Origin of the sequence: Pseudomonas thivervalensis (assembly GCF_001269655.1) — a bacterium.
Taxonomy (GTDB): domain Bacteria; phylum Pseudomonadota; class Gammaproteobacteria; order Pseudomonadales; family Pseudomonadaceae; genus Aquipseudomonas; species Aquipseudomonas thivervalensis.
Map to the genome: position 1 here is coordinate 599813 of NZ_LHVE01000009.1, position 17790 is coordinate 617602.

Annotated in this window: 17 protein-coding genes; 8 read left to right on the plus strand and 9 right to left on the minus strand. The window is 61.7% G+C overall.

Annotated elements, in window-relative coordinates:
* Window positions 1-28 precede the first annotated feature (28 nt).
* The 4 genes from hpaD to AD659_RS14805 all read right to left on the minus strand — a co-directional run bounded on the left by hpaD (window position 29) and on the right by AD659_RS14805 (window position 3987).
* Window positions 29-886: a 3,4-dihydroxyphenylacetate 2,3-dioxygenase gene (gene hpaD / locus AD659_RS14790; protein ID WP_053122450.1), complete on the minus strand. Its 858-nt coding sequence runs from the start codon at window positions 884-886 to the stop codon at window positions 29-31.
* A gap of 190 nt (window positions 887-1076) precedes the next feature.
* Complete coding sequence (gene hpaE / locus AD659_RS14795; RefSeq protein ID WP_053122452.1) at window positions 1077-2537, minus strand: 5-carboxymethyl-2-hydroxymuconate semialdehyde dehydrogenase; 1461 nt, start codon at window positions 2535-2537, stop codon at window positions 1077-1079.
* Between the two features lie 5 nt (window positions 2538-2542).
* On the minus strand, window positions 2543-3313 hold the full coding sequence (locus AD659_RS14800) for a fumarylacetoacetate hydrolase family protein (RefSeq protein WP_053122454.1): 771 nt from the start codon (window positions 3311-3313) through the stop codon (window positions 2543-2545).
* The gene (locus AD659_RS14805) at window positions 3310-3987 is read right to left on the minus strand and encodes a fumarylacetoacetate hydrolase family protein (protein WP_053122457.1); all 678 of its coding nucleotides are present in this window, start codon (window positions 3985-3987) and stop codon (window positions 3310-3312) included. Before AD659_RS14805 ends, AD659_RS14800 begins: the two co-directional genes overlap by 4 nt.
* A gap of 185 nt (window positions 3988-4172) precedes the next feature.
* Between AD659_RS14805 and hpaA the strand changes: the two genes are divergently transcribed.
* Both hpaA and hpaR read left to right on the plus strand, forming a co-directional pair.
* Window positions 4173-5078, plus strand: coding sequence for a 4-hydroxyphenylacetate catabolism regulatory protein HpaA (gene hpaA, locus AD659_RS14810; protein WP_053122459.1), 906 nt, complete (start codon window positions 4173-4175; stop codon window positions 5076-5078).
* Window positions 5079-5345: 267 nt separating this feature from the next.
* Complete coding sequence (gene hpaR / locus AD659_RS14815) at window positions 5346-5768, plus strand: homoprotocatechuate degradation operon regulator HpaR (protein WP_003201625.1); 423 nt, start codon at window positions 5346-5348, stop codon at window positions 5766-5768.
* A gap of 204 nt (window positions 5769-5972) precedes the next feature.
* On the opposite strand, the gene AD659_RS14820 is transcribed toward hpaR, so the two are convergent.
* The gene (locus AD659_RS14820; protein ID WP_053122461.1) at window positions 5973-6182 is read right to left on the minus strand and encodes a hypothetical protein; all 210 of its coding nucleotides are present in this window, start codon (window positions 6180-6182) and stop codon (window positions 5973-5975) included.
* Window positions 6183-6700: 518 nt separating this feature from the next.
* Between AD659_RS14820 and AD659_RS14825 the strand changes: the two genes are divergently transcribed.
* Genes AD659_RS14825 through AD659_RS14835 form a run of 3 tightly spaced genes read left to right on the plus strand, consistent with a single transcriptional unit; the run spans window position 6701 to window position 9607 of the window.
* The gene (locus AD659_RS14825) at window positions 6701-7261 is read left to right on the plus strand and encodes a TRAP transporter small permease (protein WP_053122463.1); all 561 of its coding nucleotides are present in this window, start codon (window positions 6701-6703) and stop codon (window positions 7259-7261) included.
* The gene (locus tag AD659_RS14830) at window positions 7258-8538 is read left to right on the plus strand and encodes a TRAP transporter large permease subunit (RefSeq protein ID WP_053122465.1); all 1281 of its coding nucleotides are present in this window, start codon (window positions 7258-7260) and stop codon (window positions 8536-8538) included. Before AD659_RS14825 ends, AD659_RS14830 begins: the two co-directional genes overlap by 4 nt.
* A 49-nt stretch (window positions 8539-8587) precedes the next feature.
* Window positions 8588-9607 (plus strand): TRAP transporter substrate-binding protein, encoded by a 1020-nt coding sequence (locus AD659_RS14835; protein ID WP_053122468.1) that lies wholly within the window; start codon window positions 8588-8590, stop codon window positions 9605-9607.
* A gap of 148 nt (window positions 9608-9755) precedes the next feature.
* Here AD659_RS14835 and AD659_RS14840 read toward each other — a convergent pair whose 3' ends face one another.
* Together AD659_RS14840 and AD659_RS14845 are read right to left on the minus strand one after the other, a co-directional pair.
* Window positions 9756-10547, minus strand: a complete 792-nt coding sequence (locus tag AD659_RS14840) for a transporter substrate-binding domain-containing protein (protein ID WP_053122470.1) — start codon at window positions 10545-10547, stop codon at window positions 9756-9758.
* Window positions 10548-10614: 67 nt separating this feature from the next.
* Entirely contained in the window at window positions 10615-11241 is a 627-nt protein-coding gene (locus AD659_RS14845; protein WP_053122472.1) for a TetR/AcrR family transcriptional regulator, read from the minus strand.
* A 142-nt stretch (window positions 11242-11383) separates the two neighbouring features.
* Here AD659_RS14845 and AD659_RS14850 point away from each other — a divergent pair, with 142 nt between their 5' ends.
* Entirely contained in the window at window positions 11384-12613 is a 1230-nt protein-coding gene (locus tag AD659_RS14850; protein ID WP_053122474.1) for an arabinose transporter, read from the plus strand.
* A gap of 59 nt (window positions 12614-12672) precedes the next feature.
* Entirely contained in the window at window positions 12673-13539 is an 867-nt protein-coding gene (locus AD659_RS14855; protein WP_053122476.1) for an SDR family oxidoreductase, read from the plus strand.
* Window positions 13540-13649: 110 nt separating this feature from the next.
* On the opposite strand, the gene AD659_RS14860 is transcribed toward AD659_RS14855, so the two are convergent.
* Both AD659_RS14860 and AD659_RS14865 read right to left on the minus strand, forming a co-directional pair.
* A complete protein-coding gene (locus tag AD659_RS14860) occupies window positions 13650-14282 on the minus strand; it encodes a response regulator (RefSeq protein WP_053122478.1) in 633 nt (210 codons plus the stop codon).
* Between the two features lie 31 nt (window positions 14283-14313).
* Entirely contained in the window at window positions 14314-15675 is a 1362-nt protein-coding gene (locus AD659_RS14865; RefSeq protein WP_053122480.1) for a cache domain-containing protein, read from the minus strand.
* A 321-nt stretch (window positions 15676-15996) separates the two neighbouring features.
* Here AD659_RS14865 and AD659_RS14870 point away from each other — a divergent pair.
* A partial coding sequence (locus tag AD659_RS14870) for a carbon starvation CstA family protein (RefSeq protein ID WP_053122481.1) occupies window positions 15997-17790 on the plus strand: 1794 nt, incomplete at its 3' end.

Consider the following 17790-nt stretch of genomic DNA (forward strand, 5'->3'; position numbering starts at 1 on the left):
CGCACGGGGATGCCGTACGGCCGCAGTGTCAAACAGGGAAGACAGCGTTGATCTGTCCGGTGCCGGAGCTGCCGAACGGCTCGGTGATGATTTCGGCAGGCTTGTCGTAGTCCGGCCCGCCGAGCAGCCCCAGCAACATCGCCGTGTCATGCATCTTGCCTTCGCCGAAGCAGTGTTCGGCGTAGTCCGGGAGCATCGCGCAGAACTCTTTCCAGCGGCCCTGGCGCCACATCTCGACAACGTGCAGGTCGACCTGCTTGTCGAACTCCCGCGTCCAGTTATGGATATTGGCTTCGGCGTTGCGATCATCGGAGAAACGGTGTGACAGCGAGCCGGACGCCAGCACCAGCACCTTGCGATCGCTTTTCTCGATGGCCCGGCGCACCGCGGCGCCGAAGGCGAAGCTGTCTTGCAGGCGATGCCAGGCGCACCAGGCGGCAATCGACACGACGTTGAATTTCTGGTCTTGCGGAACATCCATGTGCATGTAGCGCATGGGCACCAGCGTGCCGTATTCCAGTTCCAGGCTTGGGATGTTGTGAGCCAGGGTGCGCACATCCACGGCATTGGCCTCGGCGGCGATCAGCTCGCCCAGTTCCGGCGCGCCGGAGTATTCGTACTCCATGTTCTTGATGAAGTGCGGCAACTCGTTGCTGGTGTAGATGCCCTTGAAGTGCTCGCCGCTGTTGACGTGATAGGCGCTGTTGACCAGCCAGTGCACGTCGAACACCACGGCGGTGTCGGCGCCGAGTTCACGGGCACGGCGGCCGATTTCCTTGTGCCCGGCAATCGCGGCGGCGCGGCAACCGTGGTGCTTGCCGGGCAGCTCCGACAGGTACATCGAGGGAACGTGGCAGATTTTCGCAGCCAGGACGACTTCGCCCATGATGATTCTCCTGAAAAATTGTTCTTGTTGATCTTGAAACGGTGAATCAAGTCATTGCCAATGAGCTCTTGTGGCGAGGGAGCTTGCTCCCGCTGGGCTGCGAAGCGGCCCCATTTTTTGCGATCGCTGCGCAATCGAGCGGGAGCAAGCTCCCTCGCCACGGAGTCATCGTCGCCCATGAGGCTTGGGCCTATACCCCCCACCGCGGTATGTGATGACTGCCCATGGAGATGCAAACGTTCTTGATCTCGGCAAACACTTCAAAGCTGTACTGTCCGCCTTCGCGGCCCGTTCCGGAACCCTTTACGCCGCCGAAAGGTTGGCGCAGGTCGCGCACGTTCTGGCTGTTGATGAAGACCATGCCGGCCTCGATGCCATGGGCCAGGCGATGGGCCTTGCCGATGTCCTGGGTCCAGATGTACGAGGCCAGCCCGTACTCGGTGTCGTTGGCCAGTTGCAAGGCTTCGGCTTCATCCTTGAACGGGATCAGGCACACCACCGGGCCGAAGATTTCTTCCTGGGCGATGCGCATGTTGTTGTTGACGTCAGCGAATACCGTCGGCTGGATGAATTGGCCGCGGCTCAAGTGCGCCGCCAGGTTGGCCGGGCGTTCCAGGCCGCCGGCCAGGAGGGTGGCGCCTTCTTCGAGGCCTATCTTGATGTAGCCGGTGACTTTGTCGTAATGAGCCTGGGTGATCATCGAGCCGACCTGGGTCTTCGGGTCTTGCGGGTCACCGACGATCAGGCGTTTGGCACGGGCGGCGAACTCGGCGACGAACTGCGGATAGACGCTTTCCTGGATGAAGATCCGACTGCCAGCGGTGCAACGCTCGCCATTGAGGGAGAAAATCGTGAACAATGCCGCATCAAGGGCCCGTTCCAGGTCGGCGTCTTCGAAAATCAGCACCGGCGACTTGCCGCCCAGTTCCATCGAGTATTTTTTCAACCCGGCGGTTTGCATGATTTTCTTGCCGGTGGCGGTGCCGCCGGTGAAGGAGATCGCCCGCACATCGGGGTGACGCACCAACGCATCGCCAGCGGTGGCGCCATAGCCCTGGATCACGTTCAACACACCGTTGGGAATGCCGGCTTCGACCGCCAGGCGACCCAGCTCGTTGGCGGTCAGCGGCGACAGCTCGGACATCTTCAGCACGGCCGTGTTGCCCAGCGCCAGGCACGGCGCGGTCTTCCAGGTCGCGGTCATGAACGGCACGTTCCAGGGCGAGACCAGCGCGCAGACACCCACCGGCTGGTAGAGGGTGTAGTTGAGCATCTGGTCGTCGACCGGGTAGCTATGGCCGTCCATCCGTGTACAGACTTCGGCAAAGAAATCGAAGTTGTGGGAAGCGCGCGGGATCAGCACGTTACGGGTCTGGTGGATCGGCAAACCGGTGTCGAGGGTTTCCAGTTCGGCCAGCTTCGGTACGTTCTGCTCGATCAGCTCACCGAGCTTGCGCATCAGCCGGGCGCGTTCCTTGGCCGGGGTGTTGGCCCATTTCGGGAACGCTTCCTTGGCGGCTGCGACCGCTTGGGCGACTTCCTCGGCACCGCCGCTGGCGACTTCGCCGATGGCTTCCCCGGTGGCCGGGTTGTAGTTGACGAAGACGTCTTTGCTTTCGACCTCACGGCCGTTGATCCAGTGTTTGATCATGCTGCTCAAGCCTCTTTACGGGATGCGAAGAACTCGGCTTCGCTGACAATTCGGTTGACCAGACGGCCGACGCCTTCCACTTCCACCACCACTTCATCACCGGGTACCACATCCGCCAGGCCTTCCGGCGTGCCGGTGGCGATCATGTCGCCGGGCTGCAGGGTCATGAAGCTGGACAGGTATTCGATCAGGTAGGGGATGTCGAAAATCATGTCCTTGGTGCTGCCTTCCTGGCGCAACTCGCCGTTGATCCAGGTGCGTAGCGTGAGGTTGCTCGGGTCCGGTACATCGGCCACATCAACGATCCATGGGCCGACGGGCGTCGTCGCGTCACGGTTTTTCACCCGCAGGTTGGGGCGGTAGTAGTTTTCCAGGTAATCGCGGATCGCGTAGTCATTGCACACGGTGTAACCGGCCAGGTAGTCCAGTGCATCCTCGCGCTTGACGTTGCGCGCGGCTTTGCCGATGACCGCCACCAGCTCGCACTCGTAATGCATGTAGGCGACGTTATCGGGGCGCCAGGTCGCCTGGTTGTGGCCGGTGTAGGTGCCGGGCGACTTGATGAACGCCAGGGGTTCCGTTGGTGGCTTGAACGCCAGTTCAGCGGCGTGATCGGCGTAGTTCAGGCCCAGGGCGAACATGCTGCCGGTGGCCGGTGGCAGCCACTGGACCTGATCCTCGGCCAGCAGGCGACCGTCGGCCAGCCGTACGGCATTGTGGGCTTCAACGATGACGGCGTGATCCTGGCCGGCAAAACGAATGCGCGCGTGTTTCATGAACCTGCTCCTGTTTCCTCGGCCACGATGGTATTGACGAGACGGCCCAGGCCGCTGATGTCCACTTCGACACGATCACCGGGCAGCACATCGACCCGACCTTCAGGCGTGCCGGTGATCAGCACGTCTCCAGCATGCAGGGTCATGAACTCGCTGATCTCGGCAATCAACTGGGGAATGTTGCGAACGAAGTTGGCCGTGCTGTTTTGCTGGCGCACCTCGCCGTTGACGTACAGCGTGATCGCCAGACTGTGGGGATCGGCCACCTGGGCGGTGGGCACCAGTTCCGGGCCGATGGCGCAGAAGCCGTCCCGGCACTTGGCCTTGACGGCGGGGCGGTAATAGCTGTCTTCCGGGAGGCTGAATTCATTGACGACGGTGTAGCCGGCCACGTAATCCAGGGCCTCGGCGGCGCTGACGCGGCTGGCCGACTTGCCCATCACCACGCCAAGGGCCGGTCCTGGTTGCAGCGTTTCGCCGCCACCTGGGTGAACCACATTGGCGTCGTGTCGGTTGCGAGTATTGGGCGTCTTGATGAACAGCACAGGTTTGAGCGGTGGCTTCTGGTAGGGCGGTTGCTCGAATTCGGCGAGGCGCTGTTTCAGCAACCCCTGGTAGTTCAGCGCGACCCCGAACAGGGTACCGGTCGCGACGTCATGCAGGGCACGGCTCATGCTTGTCTCCTGGCGATGGCAGAGTGATGAGGGCTCTGCGGTTATTGTTAATGTATTAACAGTTATAATTAAGATGTTAACTATCGTCAAGCGTGACAGAATGACCGGCACTGGTTGCCTTGCCGGATTCGGTGCAGGATGAGGGCGGCAGGTACCTGAATCAGAATAAAAACGAGCACTGCGTGATGACCGACCGCCAGCCGATCCCGAACATCAACATTGGTCAGGTGTACGACCAGCGCTACAGCGATGCCGAAGTGCATTACGACCGGCTCGCCAACCTGGCGGGTTTTTTCGGTCGCAACATGCCGGTGCATCGCCACGACCGCTTCTTCCAGGTGCACTACGTCAAGAGCGGTACCGTGCGGGTGTACCTCGATGACCAGCAGTACGTCGAATCCGGCCCGATGTTCTTCCTTACACCGCCAACCATCCCCCATGCCTTCGTGACCGAGGCCGACAGCGACGGGCATGTGCTGACGGTGCGCCAGCAGTTGGTGTGGCAGTTGATCGATGCCGACCCGAGCCTGGCACCGGCTGGCGTGCAGATGCCGGCAGCCTGCGTGGCCTTGACGCAACTGGGGCCGCAGCAAGCGGGGGAGGCGCGGCGGCTGGAATACCTGTTCGAGGAATTGAGCGAGGAGGTGGTGGCGGGGCGGCCGGGACGCAGCGCTGCGCTGGACGGCCTGACGCGGCTGATCATGATCAGCTTGCTGCGCTTGTGTTCCAACTCCCTGCAAGCCAGGCCGGCACGGCATGAAGACCTGAAGATCTTTCACCGCTTCAACGAGCTGATCGAGGCCCACTACCTGCAACATTGGCCGTTGTCGCGCTACGCCGAAGGCATCGGCGTGACCGAGGCGCGCCTCAATGACGTGTGTCGACGCATCGCCGATCTACCCTCCAAGCGCCTGATCATGGAGCGACTGATGCAGGAGGCCAAGCGCCTGTTGTTGTTCACCGGCAGCTCGGCCAATGAAATCTGCTACCAGCTCGGCTTCAAGGACCCGGCGTATTTCAGCCGTTTTTTCCAGCGTTACGCCCAACTCACGCCGGGGGAGTATCGCCAGCGGCAGTCGGGGTTGCGCTGAAAACGCAGCCGTACTTTATGCAGATAGTCCCGTGGCCAGAGATTGTTCCCGCTGGGCCTGTAGGAGCTGTCGAGCGGAGCGAGGCTGCGATCTTTCTCGAGACACTTGGATCTCAAGCGAAAGATCAAAAGATCGCAGGCTTCGCCAGCGCCTACAGAGCCGAGCGGGAGCAATCTCTGGCCACGGAAGCTCCCGTGCGGCTTTGCTTCTTGCGGCAGCCTGGAGACGACACTAAGCTGCCGATTCGCCCATCCACACAGTTCGAACATGGCCAACCCCAGACCTTCTTTGACCCTGACGCTGTTGCAAGCCCGCGAAGCGGCGATGGCTTTTTTTCGCCCGGCGCTGAACCAGCATGACCTTACGGAGCAGCAATGGCGGGTGATCCGCATCCTGCATCAGCAAGGAGAACTGGAAAGCCATCAGCTCGCTCACCAGGCGTGCATCCTCAAGCCGAGCATGACCGGTGTGCTCAGTCGCCTGGAGCGCGATGGGCTGGTGCGTCGGCAGAAGTCCAGCCAGGACCAGCGACGGGTCTTCGTGGGCCTGACCGAGCGCGGCCAGCAGTGTTTCGTGTCCATGAGCGAGGGCATGGAAAGCAACTACCGGCGGATTGAAGAACAGTTCGGCGAGGAAAAGATGCAGCAACTGCTCGCGTTGCTCAATGAGCTGAAGAACATCAAGCCCTGAGCCCTGAGCCCTGAGCCCTGAGCCCTGTGGCTTGAGTTTTGGGCCAGTGTGTCTTGAGCTTTGAGTTCTTGTGGCGAGGGAGCTTGCTCCCGCTCGACTGCGAAGCAGTCGCAAAGCCCGCCGACCGATGCCTGAACTTGCGGGAATGGGCAGGGGGCTGCTACGCAGCCCAGCGGGAGCAAGCTCCCTCGCCACAGAAACGCTTCACACCGGGCTGCGTTCACGCAACTCCTGCAATCGATCAGCCCCACCCTCGGCCACGCGATTCTGGCTCAAGCGATCGGAGCCGCCTTCAGCCAGTTGATGCGCAGCCTGGGCCGGGGCGTTCTTTGCCGAGGCAACGTTCGACAGGCCGACCCCGCCAACCAGTGTCAGGGCGATTGCCAAGGACGACAGTTTCGGGAAGTTGAACATGGTGATTCTCCTTGCGTTTGATTGAGTAGGTCCGTGGCAGCGAAGGTGTTGCTGTCCGGTGATCACAGTTAAACGCGCAGATGTATCGACGATGTGTGCCAGGCGGGGGCGAAACCTGCCGTTTCGTATCAAGCCGTGCTTCCTATACAGAGCGATACAAATCCTGTTGCAGCGTGGGGACGCGGGGGCGCTGCTGAGAGTTCCACGAGATGAAAAACCGCGCATTGTCTGGTCGATAATCGCACGCTTTGCGGTGGATCCCTGCGTGGGTTATTGACCAAACTAACCGGGTGGTACATTTTAGTGGCACTTGTCTTGTCCCTCGTGACCGAGACCATAATAAAAATAGAGGAACACCCCATGCCAGTCCGTCTGCGAGCGTCCCACGCCGTCTCCTTGATTCATCTCTCGAGTGCTCCGTCCAGCCTTCCAGGTTTGATTCGCTAGCGGCCCACGCTGTTGCGGTCTTATTGCGCCAGTGGGATGTCGGCGCTCGACAAGCCTCGGAGTTCTTCAAGATGACAAAAGTCGTGGATCTGTATTTCAAGCTGCTGAAGCTGCTGATTGTGTTGTGCATGGTCGCAATGATCGTGCTGGTGTTTGGCAATGTGGTGCTGCGCTATGCCTTCAACTCGGGCATCAGTGTGTCGGAGGAGTTGTCGCGCTGGTTCTTCGTCTGGATGATTTTTCTCGGTGCCCTGGTGGCGCTCAAGGACCGTGCCCACCTGGGCATGGACAGCCTGGTCAAGCGCTTGCCGCCAGCAGGCAAGCGTATCTGCCTGGTCATCGGCCATCTGCTGATGTTGTACATCTGCTGGCTGATCTTCAGCGGCAGTTGGCAGCAAGCGGCGATCAACCTGAATGTCGTTGCCCCGGCGTCGGGATTGTCCATGGCGCTGTTCTACGGCGCCGGCCTGGTGTTCGGCGCCAGTGCCGCAGCGATCCTGCTTTACGAGCTCTACCTGGCGCTGTTCGGCAAGCTGGGGGATGACGAGCTGGTGATGGTCAAGGACAACGACGCCGAGCTGATCACCCATACCGCCGCCACCCCTGACCCCATCAAGAGTACCCGCCCATGACACTGGTTATTTTTCTCGGGTCCCTGATGGGCAGCATGGCACTGGGCATACCTATCGCCTTTGCCTTGCTGGTGGTCAGCGTGGCGTTGATGGCTTATCTGGATCTGTTCGACGCGCAAATCATTGCCCAGAACCTGCTCAACGGTGCTGACAGTTTCCCGCTGATGGCGGTGCCGTTCTTCATGCTGGCCGGCGAAGTCATGAACGTCGGCGGGCTGTCCAAACGCATCGTCAACATTGCCATGGCGCTAGTGGGGCACAAGCGCGGGGGGCTGGGCTACGTGGCGATCATCGCTTCCTGCCTGCTGGCATCGTTGTCCGGTTCGGCCGTGGCCGATGCGGCGGCGCTGGCGGCGTTGCTGGTGCCGATGATGGTGCTGGCCGGGCACAATCGAGGGCGCTCGGCTGGCCTGATCGCCGCCGGTAGCATCATTGCGCCGGTCATTCCGCCGAGTATTGGCTTCATCGTCTTTGGCGTGGCGTCCGGGGTGTCGATTTCCAAGCTGTTCCTGGCCGGTATCGTGCCGGGGCTGATGCTTGGGGCTTCGCTGGCCGTTGCCTGGTGGTACATCTCCCGCAGCGAGAACGTCGAGACGCCGCCCAAGCGTTCCCGTGCCGAAGTGCTGCGCACGTTGCTCGACGGCAGTTGGGCGATGGGCCTGCCCTTGATCATCATTCTGGGCCTCAAGTTCGGCATCTTCACGCCTACGGAAGCTGCGGTGGTCGCGGCGGTCTATTCGCTGTTCGTGTCCTTGGTGATCTACCGGGAAATGAAAGTCAGCCAGTTGTACGAAGTGATCCTGTCCTCGGCCAGGACCACTTCGGTGGTGATGCTGCTGGTGGCGGCGGCCATGGTTTCCTCGTGGCTGGTGACCATCGCCGACCTGCCCGGCCAACTGGCGGAACTGCTGGCGCCGTTCATGGACAACCAGACTCTCCTGCTGTTGGTGATGATGACGCTGATCATCCTGGTGGGCACGGTGATGGACATGACCCCGACCATCCTCATCCTGACCCCGGTGCTGATGCCGGCCGTCATCCAGGCGGGGATCGACCCGGTGTACTTCGGCGTGCTGTTCCTGATCAACACGGCCATCGGCCTGATCACGCCGCCCGTGGGCACGGTGCTCAACGTAGTTTGCGGAGTGGCCAAGCTCGACTTCGAGGAGATCGTGCGCGGAGTGTGGCCGTTCATGTTTGCGCAGTTCGTGGTGCTGTTCCTGTTGGTCCTGTTCCCGCAATTGGTCCTGGGACCGTTGAAATTCTTCACCGGATAACCCGGTGTTGGCTAGCTCGACCTTAAAACAATAACGATCGGAGAGTGACATGGGAAAACTGATGAAAACCCTGCTGGCCGGGGCGTGCGCGACGGGCTTGCTGTTGAGCAGTGTGGCCAGCCACGCGGACGAAATACGCGAACGCACCTTGCGATTCGCCTTCCAGAACGTCAAGGAACACCCCCAGGGCCAGGGCGCGCAGAAGTTCGCCGACCTGCTCAGCGAGAAGAGCGGTGGCAAGATCAAGGTCCGCCTGTTCCCCGGCGGTACGTTGGGCGGCGACGTGCAAACGGTATCGGCGTTGCAGGGCGGCACACTGGACATCACCGTGCTCAACTCCGGCATCCTGGCCGCCCAGGCCCCGGATTACGCCATGCTCGATTTCCCGTTCCTGTTCAACAACGTCGAGGAAGCCCATGCAGTCATCGATGGGCCGGTCGGGCAGAAACTGGCGGCGCAACTGGACAGCAAAGGGCTGGTAGGGCTGGGTTATTGGGACCTGGGTTTTCGTAACCTGACCAACAGCAAGCACCCGGTGACCAAGCTTGAAGACATGCAGGGCTTGAAGATTCGCGTGATCCAGTCGCCGATCTACCTGGAGACCTTCTCCGCCCTCGGCGCCAACCCCGTGCCGATGGCGTTCCCCGAGGTCTACACCGGCCTTGAGCAGCACACCATCGACGGCCAGGAAAACCCTTTCACGGTGATTGAGGGCAACAAGTTCTATGAGGTGCAGAAGTACCTTTCCGTCACGGGGCACATCTTCAACCCGCAGTCGCTGATCATCAGCCAGAAAACCTGGAACCGCCTCAACGACGATGAAAAGGCAATGATTCGCGCGGCCGCGGCCGAGGCGCAAACATTCCAGCGTGAAGTCACGGCGGCGGGCATGGACAAAGCCAAGGCCACGTTGGCCAATGCGATGACCGTCAATGAAATCAGTCCAGCCGAGAAAGACCGCTTGCGCGAGCGCGTGAAGCCGGTGATCGATAAGTTCGCCAAATCCCTGGATGGCGACCTGGTGAAGACGATGTACGACGAAATCGCCAAGGTGCGGGCGGCGCAGTGAGGTAAACGGACCAGCCCTTAACAGAACCAACCCTGTGGGAGCGAGCTTGCTCGCGATAGCGGTGTATCAGCCAAGATCAAGGCGGCTGACTTGACGCCATCGCGAGCAAGCTCGCTCCTACAGGGATTTTTGTTTCGTCAGTGAACGGTTATTGAGCGGCTGGAACGGCCAGCCATTGGCCAATCACCTTCTGGTAGCTGCCATTGGCCTTGCTCAGGTGCAGCCACTGGTCGACGTACATCTTCCAGGTGTTGTCATCCCGTGGCAGCAGGTAGGCCTTCTCACCATATTGCAGGTAGCGGGTCGGGTTGACGGCGCACAGGCCGGGCTTGAGTTTTTGCTGGTAGAGCGCTTCGGACGCGTCGGTAATCATCACGTCGGCTTTCTTGTCCAGCAGTTGCTGGAAGATGGTCACGTTGTCATGGAAGTTCAATTGGCCGTTGGGCAGGAACGCGCGGACGAAGGCTTCGTTGGTGCCGCCGGCCGGCTCGACAAGACGCACCGAAGGCTGGTTCATCTGCTCGATCGTCTGGTAACGCTCCTTGTCCTCGCAACGCACCAGCGGGATCTTGCCATCCACGTCGAGGGTGGTGCTGAAATAGGCCTTCTTCTGGCGCTCCAGCGTCACCGAAATCCCGCCCATGCCGACGTCGCATTTGCCTGCAACCATATCCGGCATCAGGGTTTTCCAGGTGGTCTGCACCCATTGCACCTTGACGCCCAGGCTGGCAGCCAGGGAGCGCGCCATGTCGATGTCGATGCCTTCATATTCGCCTGCTTCGGTTTTAAAGGTGTAGGGCTTGTAGTCGCCGGTGGTGCACACCTTCAGTTCGCCGCGTTGCAGGACCTGGTCCAGCAGAGAAGGTGCTGGCTCGGCCAAGGCGCTGCAGGAGAGCGCCAACAGGCCACAGAACGTCATCGAGCTTGTTATGGTTTTCATAGTGATAGGACGTCTCGTAGCGGAGGGAAACAAGATCGGGGAGTGTAGTAAAAGTGTCGGCAAGCTGTCACTGCAGGCTTCCCAGGTAGGCGCAGAACATATCGGCCATGGCGTCGCTATAGGTGGCGACTTCCGCAGGAGAGCGGGGCGCTGATGAAAAGCGCTTGCCCACGGCACTGAGGGTCGTGATCACCAGGTCACCCGCCAAGGCGCGGATCGGTGCCGGGGCGTCGGGCAAGGCTTGCAGCATGAAAGCGTCCACCGACCGTTGCACTGACATCCGCGCGGCCTGGTGCTCGGGGGCGTCGCGGTAGAGCGGTGCGGCGTCGTTGAGGGCGACGCGTATCTGCGCCTCGTCGCATTCGGACTGGATGAACGCCCGCACGAGGGTACGCAGCCGCTCGAAGGGCGGCTTGCGGTTGTCTTCAAGAATCTCGCGCAGCATGTCACTGGTTTGCCGCCATTCATCACTTTGCAGGCGGAACAGGATCGCCGCTTTGTTCGGGAAGTATTGATACACCGAACCGACGCTGACCCCCGCCCGTTCGGCCACACGGGCCACTGTGAAACGTGTCGCCCCTTGGGTCGCCAAAACCTGAACAGCCGCCTCCAGGACCGCCGCCACAAGCTCGGTGGAGCGTGCCTGTTTCGGCTGTTTACGCGAGGAAATCTGCGGGCTTGAGCGTTCGGACATGCGGGCATGAACCTCGGTAGGGAATGCGAATAGGAAACGCGACGGATTATTCGTATCTTGAATGCGACGAATTGATCGCATTCTAGTGGGCTCCACAGGCCGCGTTCAACGTCATATCGCATCCTTTTCCGTGGGTAGGGTCATGACTCAAGAAAATATTCATCTAGGCGCCTCTGCGGTGCCTCAGGCATCCCTCGGTGCCAATCCGGTGCTCAAGCTGTTGCCGCTCACGCTGACGGTTTTCATCGGTTTTCTCACCCTGGGCATGCAATTGCCGGTCTTGCCCCTTCACCTGCATGACACCCTGGGCATGGGTACGCTGGTGATTGGCCTGGTGGTCGGTGCGCAGTTCGCCGCGGCGCTGTTGTCACGGGCCTGGGCTGGCAATTTCGCCGACATGCGCGGTGGCAAGCGCGCGGTCATGGTCGGCCTGGTGACGGCGGCGGTTTCCGGGTTGGTCTATCTGGTTTCCCTGGCGTTCGTTGCCGTGCCTGTCACGTCGGTCTGGCTGCTGTTGGGCGGACGAGTGCTGCTGGCATTTGGGGAAAGTCTCATCGTCACCGGTGCGCTGGGGTGGGGCATGGGCCTGGTCGGCGCGCAGCATGCTGGCAAGGTCATGGCCTGGAATGGCATCGCCATGTACGGCGCCTATGCCTTGGGCGCTCCGCTCGGCGTGGCGCTGAATAGCGTTTGGGGGTTCACGGGGATTGCCGTCGCGACGGTGTTCATTGCGCTGCTGGCGTTGGTGATTGTGTCGGGTGTCCGGGCTGTCGCCCCTACGGCGACTCGGCGGACACCGTTCTACAAGGTGATGGGCGCCGTGTGGGTGCCCGGCATGGGGTTGGCGTTTTGCAGCGTTGGTTTTGGTGTCATCACGGCCTTTATCGCGCTGTTGTTCGCGGCCAGGGATTGGGGCAACGCGTCTTTGGCGTTCACGGCGTTCGGTGTGGCGTTCATCGCTGCGCGTCTGCTTTTCGGGCACCTTCCGGACAAGTTTGGCGGCGCCCGCGTCGCGCTGGTCTGCGTCTTGATCGAAACCGTTGGGCTGCTGCTGATCTGGGGCGCCGACGGCGCGACCATCGCTTACCTGGGCGCGGCATGCACCGGTTTCGGTTATTCCCTGGCATTTCCCGGCTTCGGCGTGGAAGCGGTACGGCGAGCGCCGCCGCAGGCACGCGGCCTGGCCATGGGCGCCTATGTCGCGTTCCTGGATATTTCCCTGGGCATCACCAGCCCGCTGGCCGGTTTGTTGGCGAGTGGCTGGGGTATCGGTGCGGTTTACCTGGGCGGCGCCATTGCCGTTGCTCTGTCCTTCGCAGTGGCCTTGGTGCTGCTCAGAGGGCGGGAAGCACAAGTTCTATACAAATCCTGAGCTTTCGATGGGTTATAGAAGATATTCGGTCTCGCTTTTTTAGAACAGGAGCGTTGCACATGCACGTATTCGTTACTGGTGCCACGGGCTGGGTTGGATCGGCCGTGGTACAGGATTTGATCGGCGCCGGGCATCAGGTCACCGGCCTGGCCCGAAGCGAAAAAAAGGGCGCCGCACTGGCCGCGACGGGCGCGAAGGTGGTCCGCGGGACGTTGGATGACCTCGATATCCTGCACCGGGCCGCCTCGTCGGCGGATGCGGTGATTCACACCGCGTTCAATCATGACTTCTCGCGGTTCGCCGAGAACGCCGAACAGGACCGCCATGTGATCGAAGTCTTGGGCAGCGCGCTGCAAGGGTCCATGCGACCTTTGCTGGTGACGTCCGGCCTGCTGGGCTTGACCCGGGGGGCGAGCGAATTGGAAGTGCCCAGCCCGGCCTCACCGCGCAAATCCGAAACGGCGGCCCGGGCGCTGGTCGAGCGCGGGGTTCGCTGCGCAACGGTGCGCCTGGCACCCTCGGTCCATGGCCTCGGCGATTACGGGTTCGTGCCCCTGCTGATTCGCCTGGCCCGGGAGACGGGCGTCTCGGCCTACCTTGGGAACGGCGGCCATTGCTGGTCGGGCGTGCATCGGCTGGATGCCGCACGGGTCTATCGGCTTGCGCTGGAGCAGGGCGTGACGCAGTCCGTCTACCACGCCGTCGCCGATGAGGCCGTGCCGTTCAAGGAGATCGCCCAGGCGATCGGTCGTGGCCTGGGGTTGCCGGTCGAGTCCCGGGAGCGCGAGCATTTTGGCTGGTTCGCCCACATGGCGGGGGCGACCATGGCCGTGTCCAGCCAATACACCCGCGCCCTGCTGGGCTGGACACCAAGTGGCTCCAGCCTGTTGGCCGATCTGGAACACCCTGGTTACTACGCTGGATAAGGGGTCCCTGTGGCGAGGGAGCTTGCTCCCGCTCGGTTGCGCAGCGACCGTAGAATATTGGGGTCGCTTCGCAACCCAGCGGGAGCAAGCTCCCTCGCCACAATGGTTTTCTAGCGCGAAACGATCCCGTGATCGATCGCGTATTTCACCAAGGCCGCGGGTTTGTCGATGTTCAGCTTGCGGCGGATGCTCAGGCGATGGGTTTCGACGGTGCGTACGCTGATGTCCAGCTCCCGGGCCATTTCCTTGTTGTTCAGGCCCTGGACCATCTGGTAGAGCACCTGGCTCTCCCGTGGCGTCAGCTCGTTGTCGGTGCTGGGGTCGGTGGCCAGCCGCTGGGCGATCTCGGCACTGTAGAAGGTGCTGCCGCTGATGATGGCTTCGATGGCCGCGATGATTTCCCGTGACGGCGCGTTCTTGAGCACGTAGCCGCTGGCGCCGGCGCGTACGGACTCGCTCACGTATTCATAATTGTCATACATGCTGAGGATGAGGATCTTGAGGCTGGGGTATTGCTTGCCCAGCAGCCGGGTCAGTTCGAGCCCGTTCTTGTCCTTGAGGCCGATGTCCATCAGCAGCAGGTCCGGTTGGCAGCGACCGACCATTTCGAGCGCTTGCGCGCCGTTCTCGGCTTCACCCACCACATCCAGTTGCGGCATCACCGCCAGCAGGGCCTTGATGCCGTCACGGACCAGGGAGTGGTCATCGACCAGCGCGACGCGAATCACGGGAGGCAGGGTCATCGGCAAGTACTCTTGTTGGCGTGGGCGTGCATCAGCTTTCCGTGACCGAGAGGTTCATGGGCAGCAGGATGTCCAGTTCGCTGCGGCCCGGCACCGATGTCACTTCCAGGCGTCCGCCGAAATGCTCGACCCGTTCGCGGATGTTACGCAGGCCGATGCCGGCATGGCCGCGTTCCACTTGCGGGACGTTGAACCCCATCCCGTCATCGACCACTGTCAGGCGCAAGGACTGGCTGGAGCCGAACAGGGTAATGCCGACGCTTTTCGCCCCGGCATGGCGCTCGATGTTGGTCAAGGCTTCCTGGGCGATGCGAAACAGCGAGACAGGGGCACCATTTTCCAAGCGGCAATCGAATTCGTTGCTGCGGTAGGACACTTCCAACCCGCTGCGCTGCTGGAACTCGGTCGCGAGTTGGCCGATGGCGGAGGGCAAGCCCAAGGTGTCGAGCAGGGACGAGCGCAAGTCGTGGGAGATATTACGGATCTCGCCAATGGCTTCGCCGAGCCGGTCGGTGGCGTTCTTCAGGATGCCCAGGCCGTTTTCCTGGCCGTTCTCCAACACATGGCTGGCCAGTTCGAACTGGAACTTGATCGACACCAGCAGTTGGCTGATGCCGTCATGAAGCTCGCGGGAAACCCGTGAGCGTTCTTCTTCTTGCAGGCTCACGATGCGTTGATTCAGCCGCTGCAGCTTTTTGTCGGCCAGGCGGTGTTCGCTGACGTTGAGGGTCATGCCACCGGCGAATACCAGCAGGACCGCCACTAACGCGATGGCAGCGATGGCTTGCATGGTGGTGTGGATGCCATGGGCAACTTCGTCACGGGCTTGCTGGGTGGCGCGTTCGACATCCTCCAGGTAGATCCCGGTGCCAAGCGTCCAGCCCCATTTGTCGAGCCTCACGACGTAGGCCAACTTGTCGGTCACCTGGCCGGAGGAGGGCTTGTTCCAGGCGTAGCGCTGGAAACCATCGCCTGACTCGGCGCTTCTGATCAGCGCCTGGATGACCGGCAGGCCGTGAGGGTCCTTCATGTCCCAGAGGTACTGCCCCACCAGTTCCGACTGGCGGGCATGCATGAGGCTGCGGCCCTGGCGGTCATACACGAAGAAGTAACCGTTGATGCCGAAGCTGAGCTTGCGCAGTTCTTCCAGCACTTGCTGTTGCGCGCGTGCGTCTCCCTGACCGTCGTCATACAGCGGGGCGATCAGGCTCTGGGCCATCTCGACATAGTTCTTCAACTCGGCGCGCTTGCTCGCCAGGATGCTGTCTTCGATCAGTTGCGCCTGTTGATCGCCCAACTGGCGGTTGAGCGAGATCACCAGGGCGCAGATGACCGCGATGGCCAGGACCAGCGGCAAAATCCCGAGGGCGACGATTTTGTGTTTGAGCAGCATCTGTACTCCTGTCCGGGCTCGGCGGGATCGGGATGGAGGTGAATGGTCGGCATCATATGCCAAACCAACCTGCCAGGCACAAACCTGTGGGCGCGAACTTGTGTGGAAGCGAGCTTGCTCGCGATAGCGGTGTATCAGTCAATGTAGTGTTGGCTGAAGATCCGCCATCGCGAGCGAGCTCCCACAGGGAATTGGGGTTCTACGTAGTACTACGGATTTATTTCTTGACCGCCAGCAGGGATATTGGGCCGGCTCCGAATAGCCGGGGCACACTATAAAAACAATCGCCGCAATCCACTGGATATCGGCAGGAGACACGCAATGACAACCCGTCTGGTTAAACACCTCGCCTGGTTTGCCGTGGCTGTTCTGGGAGCCTGTGCGTTGAGTGTCGTGGCCTTGCGCCGCGGCGAACCCATCAACGCCCTCTGGATCGTCGTCGCAGCCGTGGCCATCTACCTGGTCGCCTACCGCTACTACAGCCTCTTCATCGCCAACAACGTGATGCAACTCGATGCGCGCCGGGCCACCCCCGCCGTGCTCAACAACGATGGCCTGGACTATGTCCCGACCAACAAACACATTCTCTTCGGCCACCATTTCGCGGCCATTGCCGGGGCGGGGCCGCTGGTCGGGCCGGTGCTGGCGGCGCAGATGGGCTACCTGCCCGGCACGCTCTGGCTGATCGCCGGCGTGGTGCTGGCCGGTGCGGTGCAGGACTTCATGGTCCTGTTCCTGTCCACCCGCCGCAACGGTCGCTCCCTGGGCGACATGGTGCGCGAGGAAATGGGCCGCATTCCCGGCACCATTGCGCTGTTCGGCTGCTTCCTGATCATGATCATCATCCTCGCGGTGCTGGCGCTGATCGTGGTCAAGGCCCTGGCCGAGAGCCCGTGGGGGATCTTCACGGTGATGGCGACCATCCCGATCGCGATGTTCATGGGCATCTACATGCGCTACATCCGCCCGGGCCGCATCGGTGAAATCTCGATCATCGGCGTGCTGTTGCTGCTGGGCTCGATCTGGCTGGGCGGGCAGATCGCTGCCGACCCGGTCTGGGCCAAGGCCTTCACCTTCACCGGGATCCAGATCACCTGGATGCTGATCGGCTACGGTTTTGTCGCGGCGGTACTGCCGGTGTGGCTGATCCTGGCGCCGCGGGACTACCTGTCCACCTTCCTCAAGATCGGCACCATCGTGGCGCTGGCGATCGGCATCCTGGTCACCATGCCCGAGCTGAAAATGCCGGCGCTGACCCAGTTCACCGACGGCACCGGGCCAGTGTGGAAGGGTGGGTTGTTCCCGTTCCTGTTCATCACCATCGCCTGCGGTGCGGTCTCCGGCTTCCATGCGCTGATCTCCTCGGGCACCACGCCCAAGCTGCTGGATAACGAAACCAACGCCCGCTACATCGGTTACGGCGGCATGCTGATGGAGTCCTTCGTGGCGATCATGGCCATGGTGGCTGCTTCGGTGATCGAGCCAGGCGTGTACTTCGCCATGAACAGCCCGGCGGCAATCGTCGGCGGTGACGTGGTGGCCGTGGCGCAGACGGTCAGCAGTTGGGGCTTTGCCATCACTCCCGAGGCGCTGCAAGCGGTGGCCAAGGACATCGGCGAAACCACCGTACTGGCCCGTGCCGGCGGTGCGCCGACCCTGGCGGTCGGGATCGCGCAGATCCTGCACTCGGTGCTGCCGGGTGAGAACACCATGGCGTTCTGGTACCACTTCGCGATCCTGTTCGAAGCGCTGTTCATCCTCACCGCCGTGGACGCCGGCACCCGTGCCGGGCGCTTCATGCTGCAGGACCTGCTCGGCTCGTTCGTGCCTTCGCTCAAGCGCACCGAATCCTGGCCGGCCAACCTGATCGCTACCGCCGGCTGCGTCGCACTGTGGGGTTACTTGCTGTACCAGGGCGTGATCGATCCGCTGGGTGGCATCAACACCTTGTGGCCACTGTTCGGCATCTCCAACCAGATGCTGGCCGGTATCGCCCTGATGCTCGCCACCGTGGTGCTGATCAAGATGAAGCGCCAGCGCTACGTCTGGGTCACGCTGCTGCCGGCGGCCTGGCTGCTGATCTGCACCACCACCGCGGGCTTGATCAAGCTGTTC

Excerpts from the sequence above, each read along its gene's own strand:
- hpaD (WP_053122450.1), bottom strand. The coding sequence starts at position 886 with ATGGGCGAAGTCGTCCTGGCTGCGAAAATCTGCCACGTTCCCTCGATG.
- hpaE (WP_053122452.1), bottom strand. The coding sequence starts at position 2,537 with ATGATCAAACACTGGATCAACGGCCGTGAGGTCGAAAGCAAAGACGTC.
- AD659_RS14800 (WP_053122454.1), bottom strand. The coding sequence starts at position 3,313 with ATGAAACACGCGCGCATTCGTTTTGCCGGCCAGGATCACGCCGTCATC.
- AD659_RS14805 (WP_053122457.1), bottom strand. The coding sequence starts at position 3,987 with ATGAGCCGTGCCCTGCATGACGTCGCGACCGGTACCCTGTTCGGGGTC.
- hpaA (WP_053122459.1), top strand. The coding sequence starts at position 4,173 with ATGACCGACCGCCAGCCGATCCCGAACATCAACATTGGTCAGGTGTAC.
- hpaR (WP_003201625.1), top strand. The coding sequence starts at position 5,346 with ATGGCCAACCCCAGACCTTCTTTGACCCTGACGCTGTTGCAAGCCCGC.
- AD659_RS14820 (WP_053122461.1), bottom strand. The coding sequence starts at position 6,182 with ATGTTCAACTTCCCGAAACTGTCGTCCTTGGCAATCGCCCTGACACTG.
- AD659_RS14825 (WP_053122463.1), top strand. The coding sequence starts at position 6,701 with ATGACAAAAGTCGTGGATCTGTATTTCAAGCTGCTGAAGCTGCTGATT.
- AD659_RS14830 (WP_053122465.1), top strand. The coding sequence starts at position 7,258 with ATGACACTGGTTATTTTTCTCGGGTCCCTGATGGGCAGCATGGCACTG.
- AD659_RS14835 (WP_053122468.1), top strand. The coding sequence starts at position 8,588 with ATGGGAAAACTGATGAAAACCCTGCTGGCCGGGGCGTGCGCGACGGGC.
- AD659_RS14840 (WP_053122470.1), bottom strand. The coding sequence starts at position 10,547 with ATGAAAACCATAACAAGCTCGATGACGTTCTGTGGCCTGTTGGCGCTC.
- AD659_RS14845 (WP_053122472.1), bottom strand. The coding sequence starts at position 11,241 with ATGTCCGAACGCTCAAGCCCGCAGATTTCCTCGCGTAAACAGCCGAAA.
- AD659_RS14850 (WP_053122474.1), top strand. The coding sequence starts at position 11,384 with ATGACTCAAGAAAATATTCATCTAGGCGCCTCTGCGGTGCCTCAGGCA.
- AD659_RS14855 (WP_053122476.1), top strand. The coding sequence starts at position 12,673 with ATGCACGTATTCGTTACTGGTGCCACGGGCTGGGTTGGATCGGCCGTG.
- AD659_RS14860 (WP_053122478.1), bottom strand. The coding sequence starts at position 14,282 with ATGACCCTGCCTCCCGTGATTCGCGTCGCGCTGGTCGATGACCACTCC.
- AD659_RS14865 (WP_053122480.1), bottom strand. The coding sequence starts at position 15,675 with ATGCTGCTCAAACACAAAATCGTCGCCCTCGGGATTTTGCCGCTGGTC.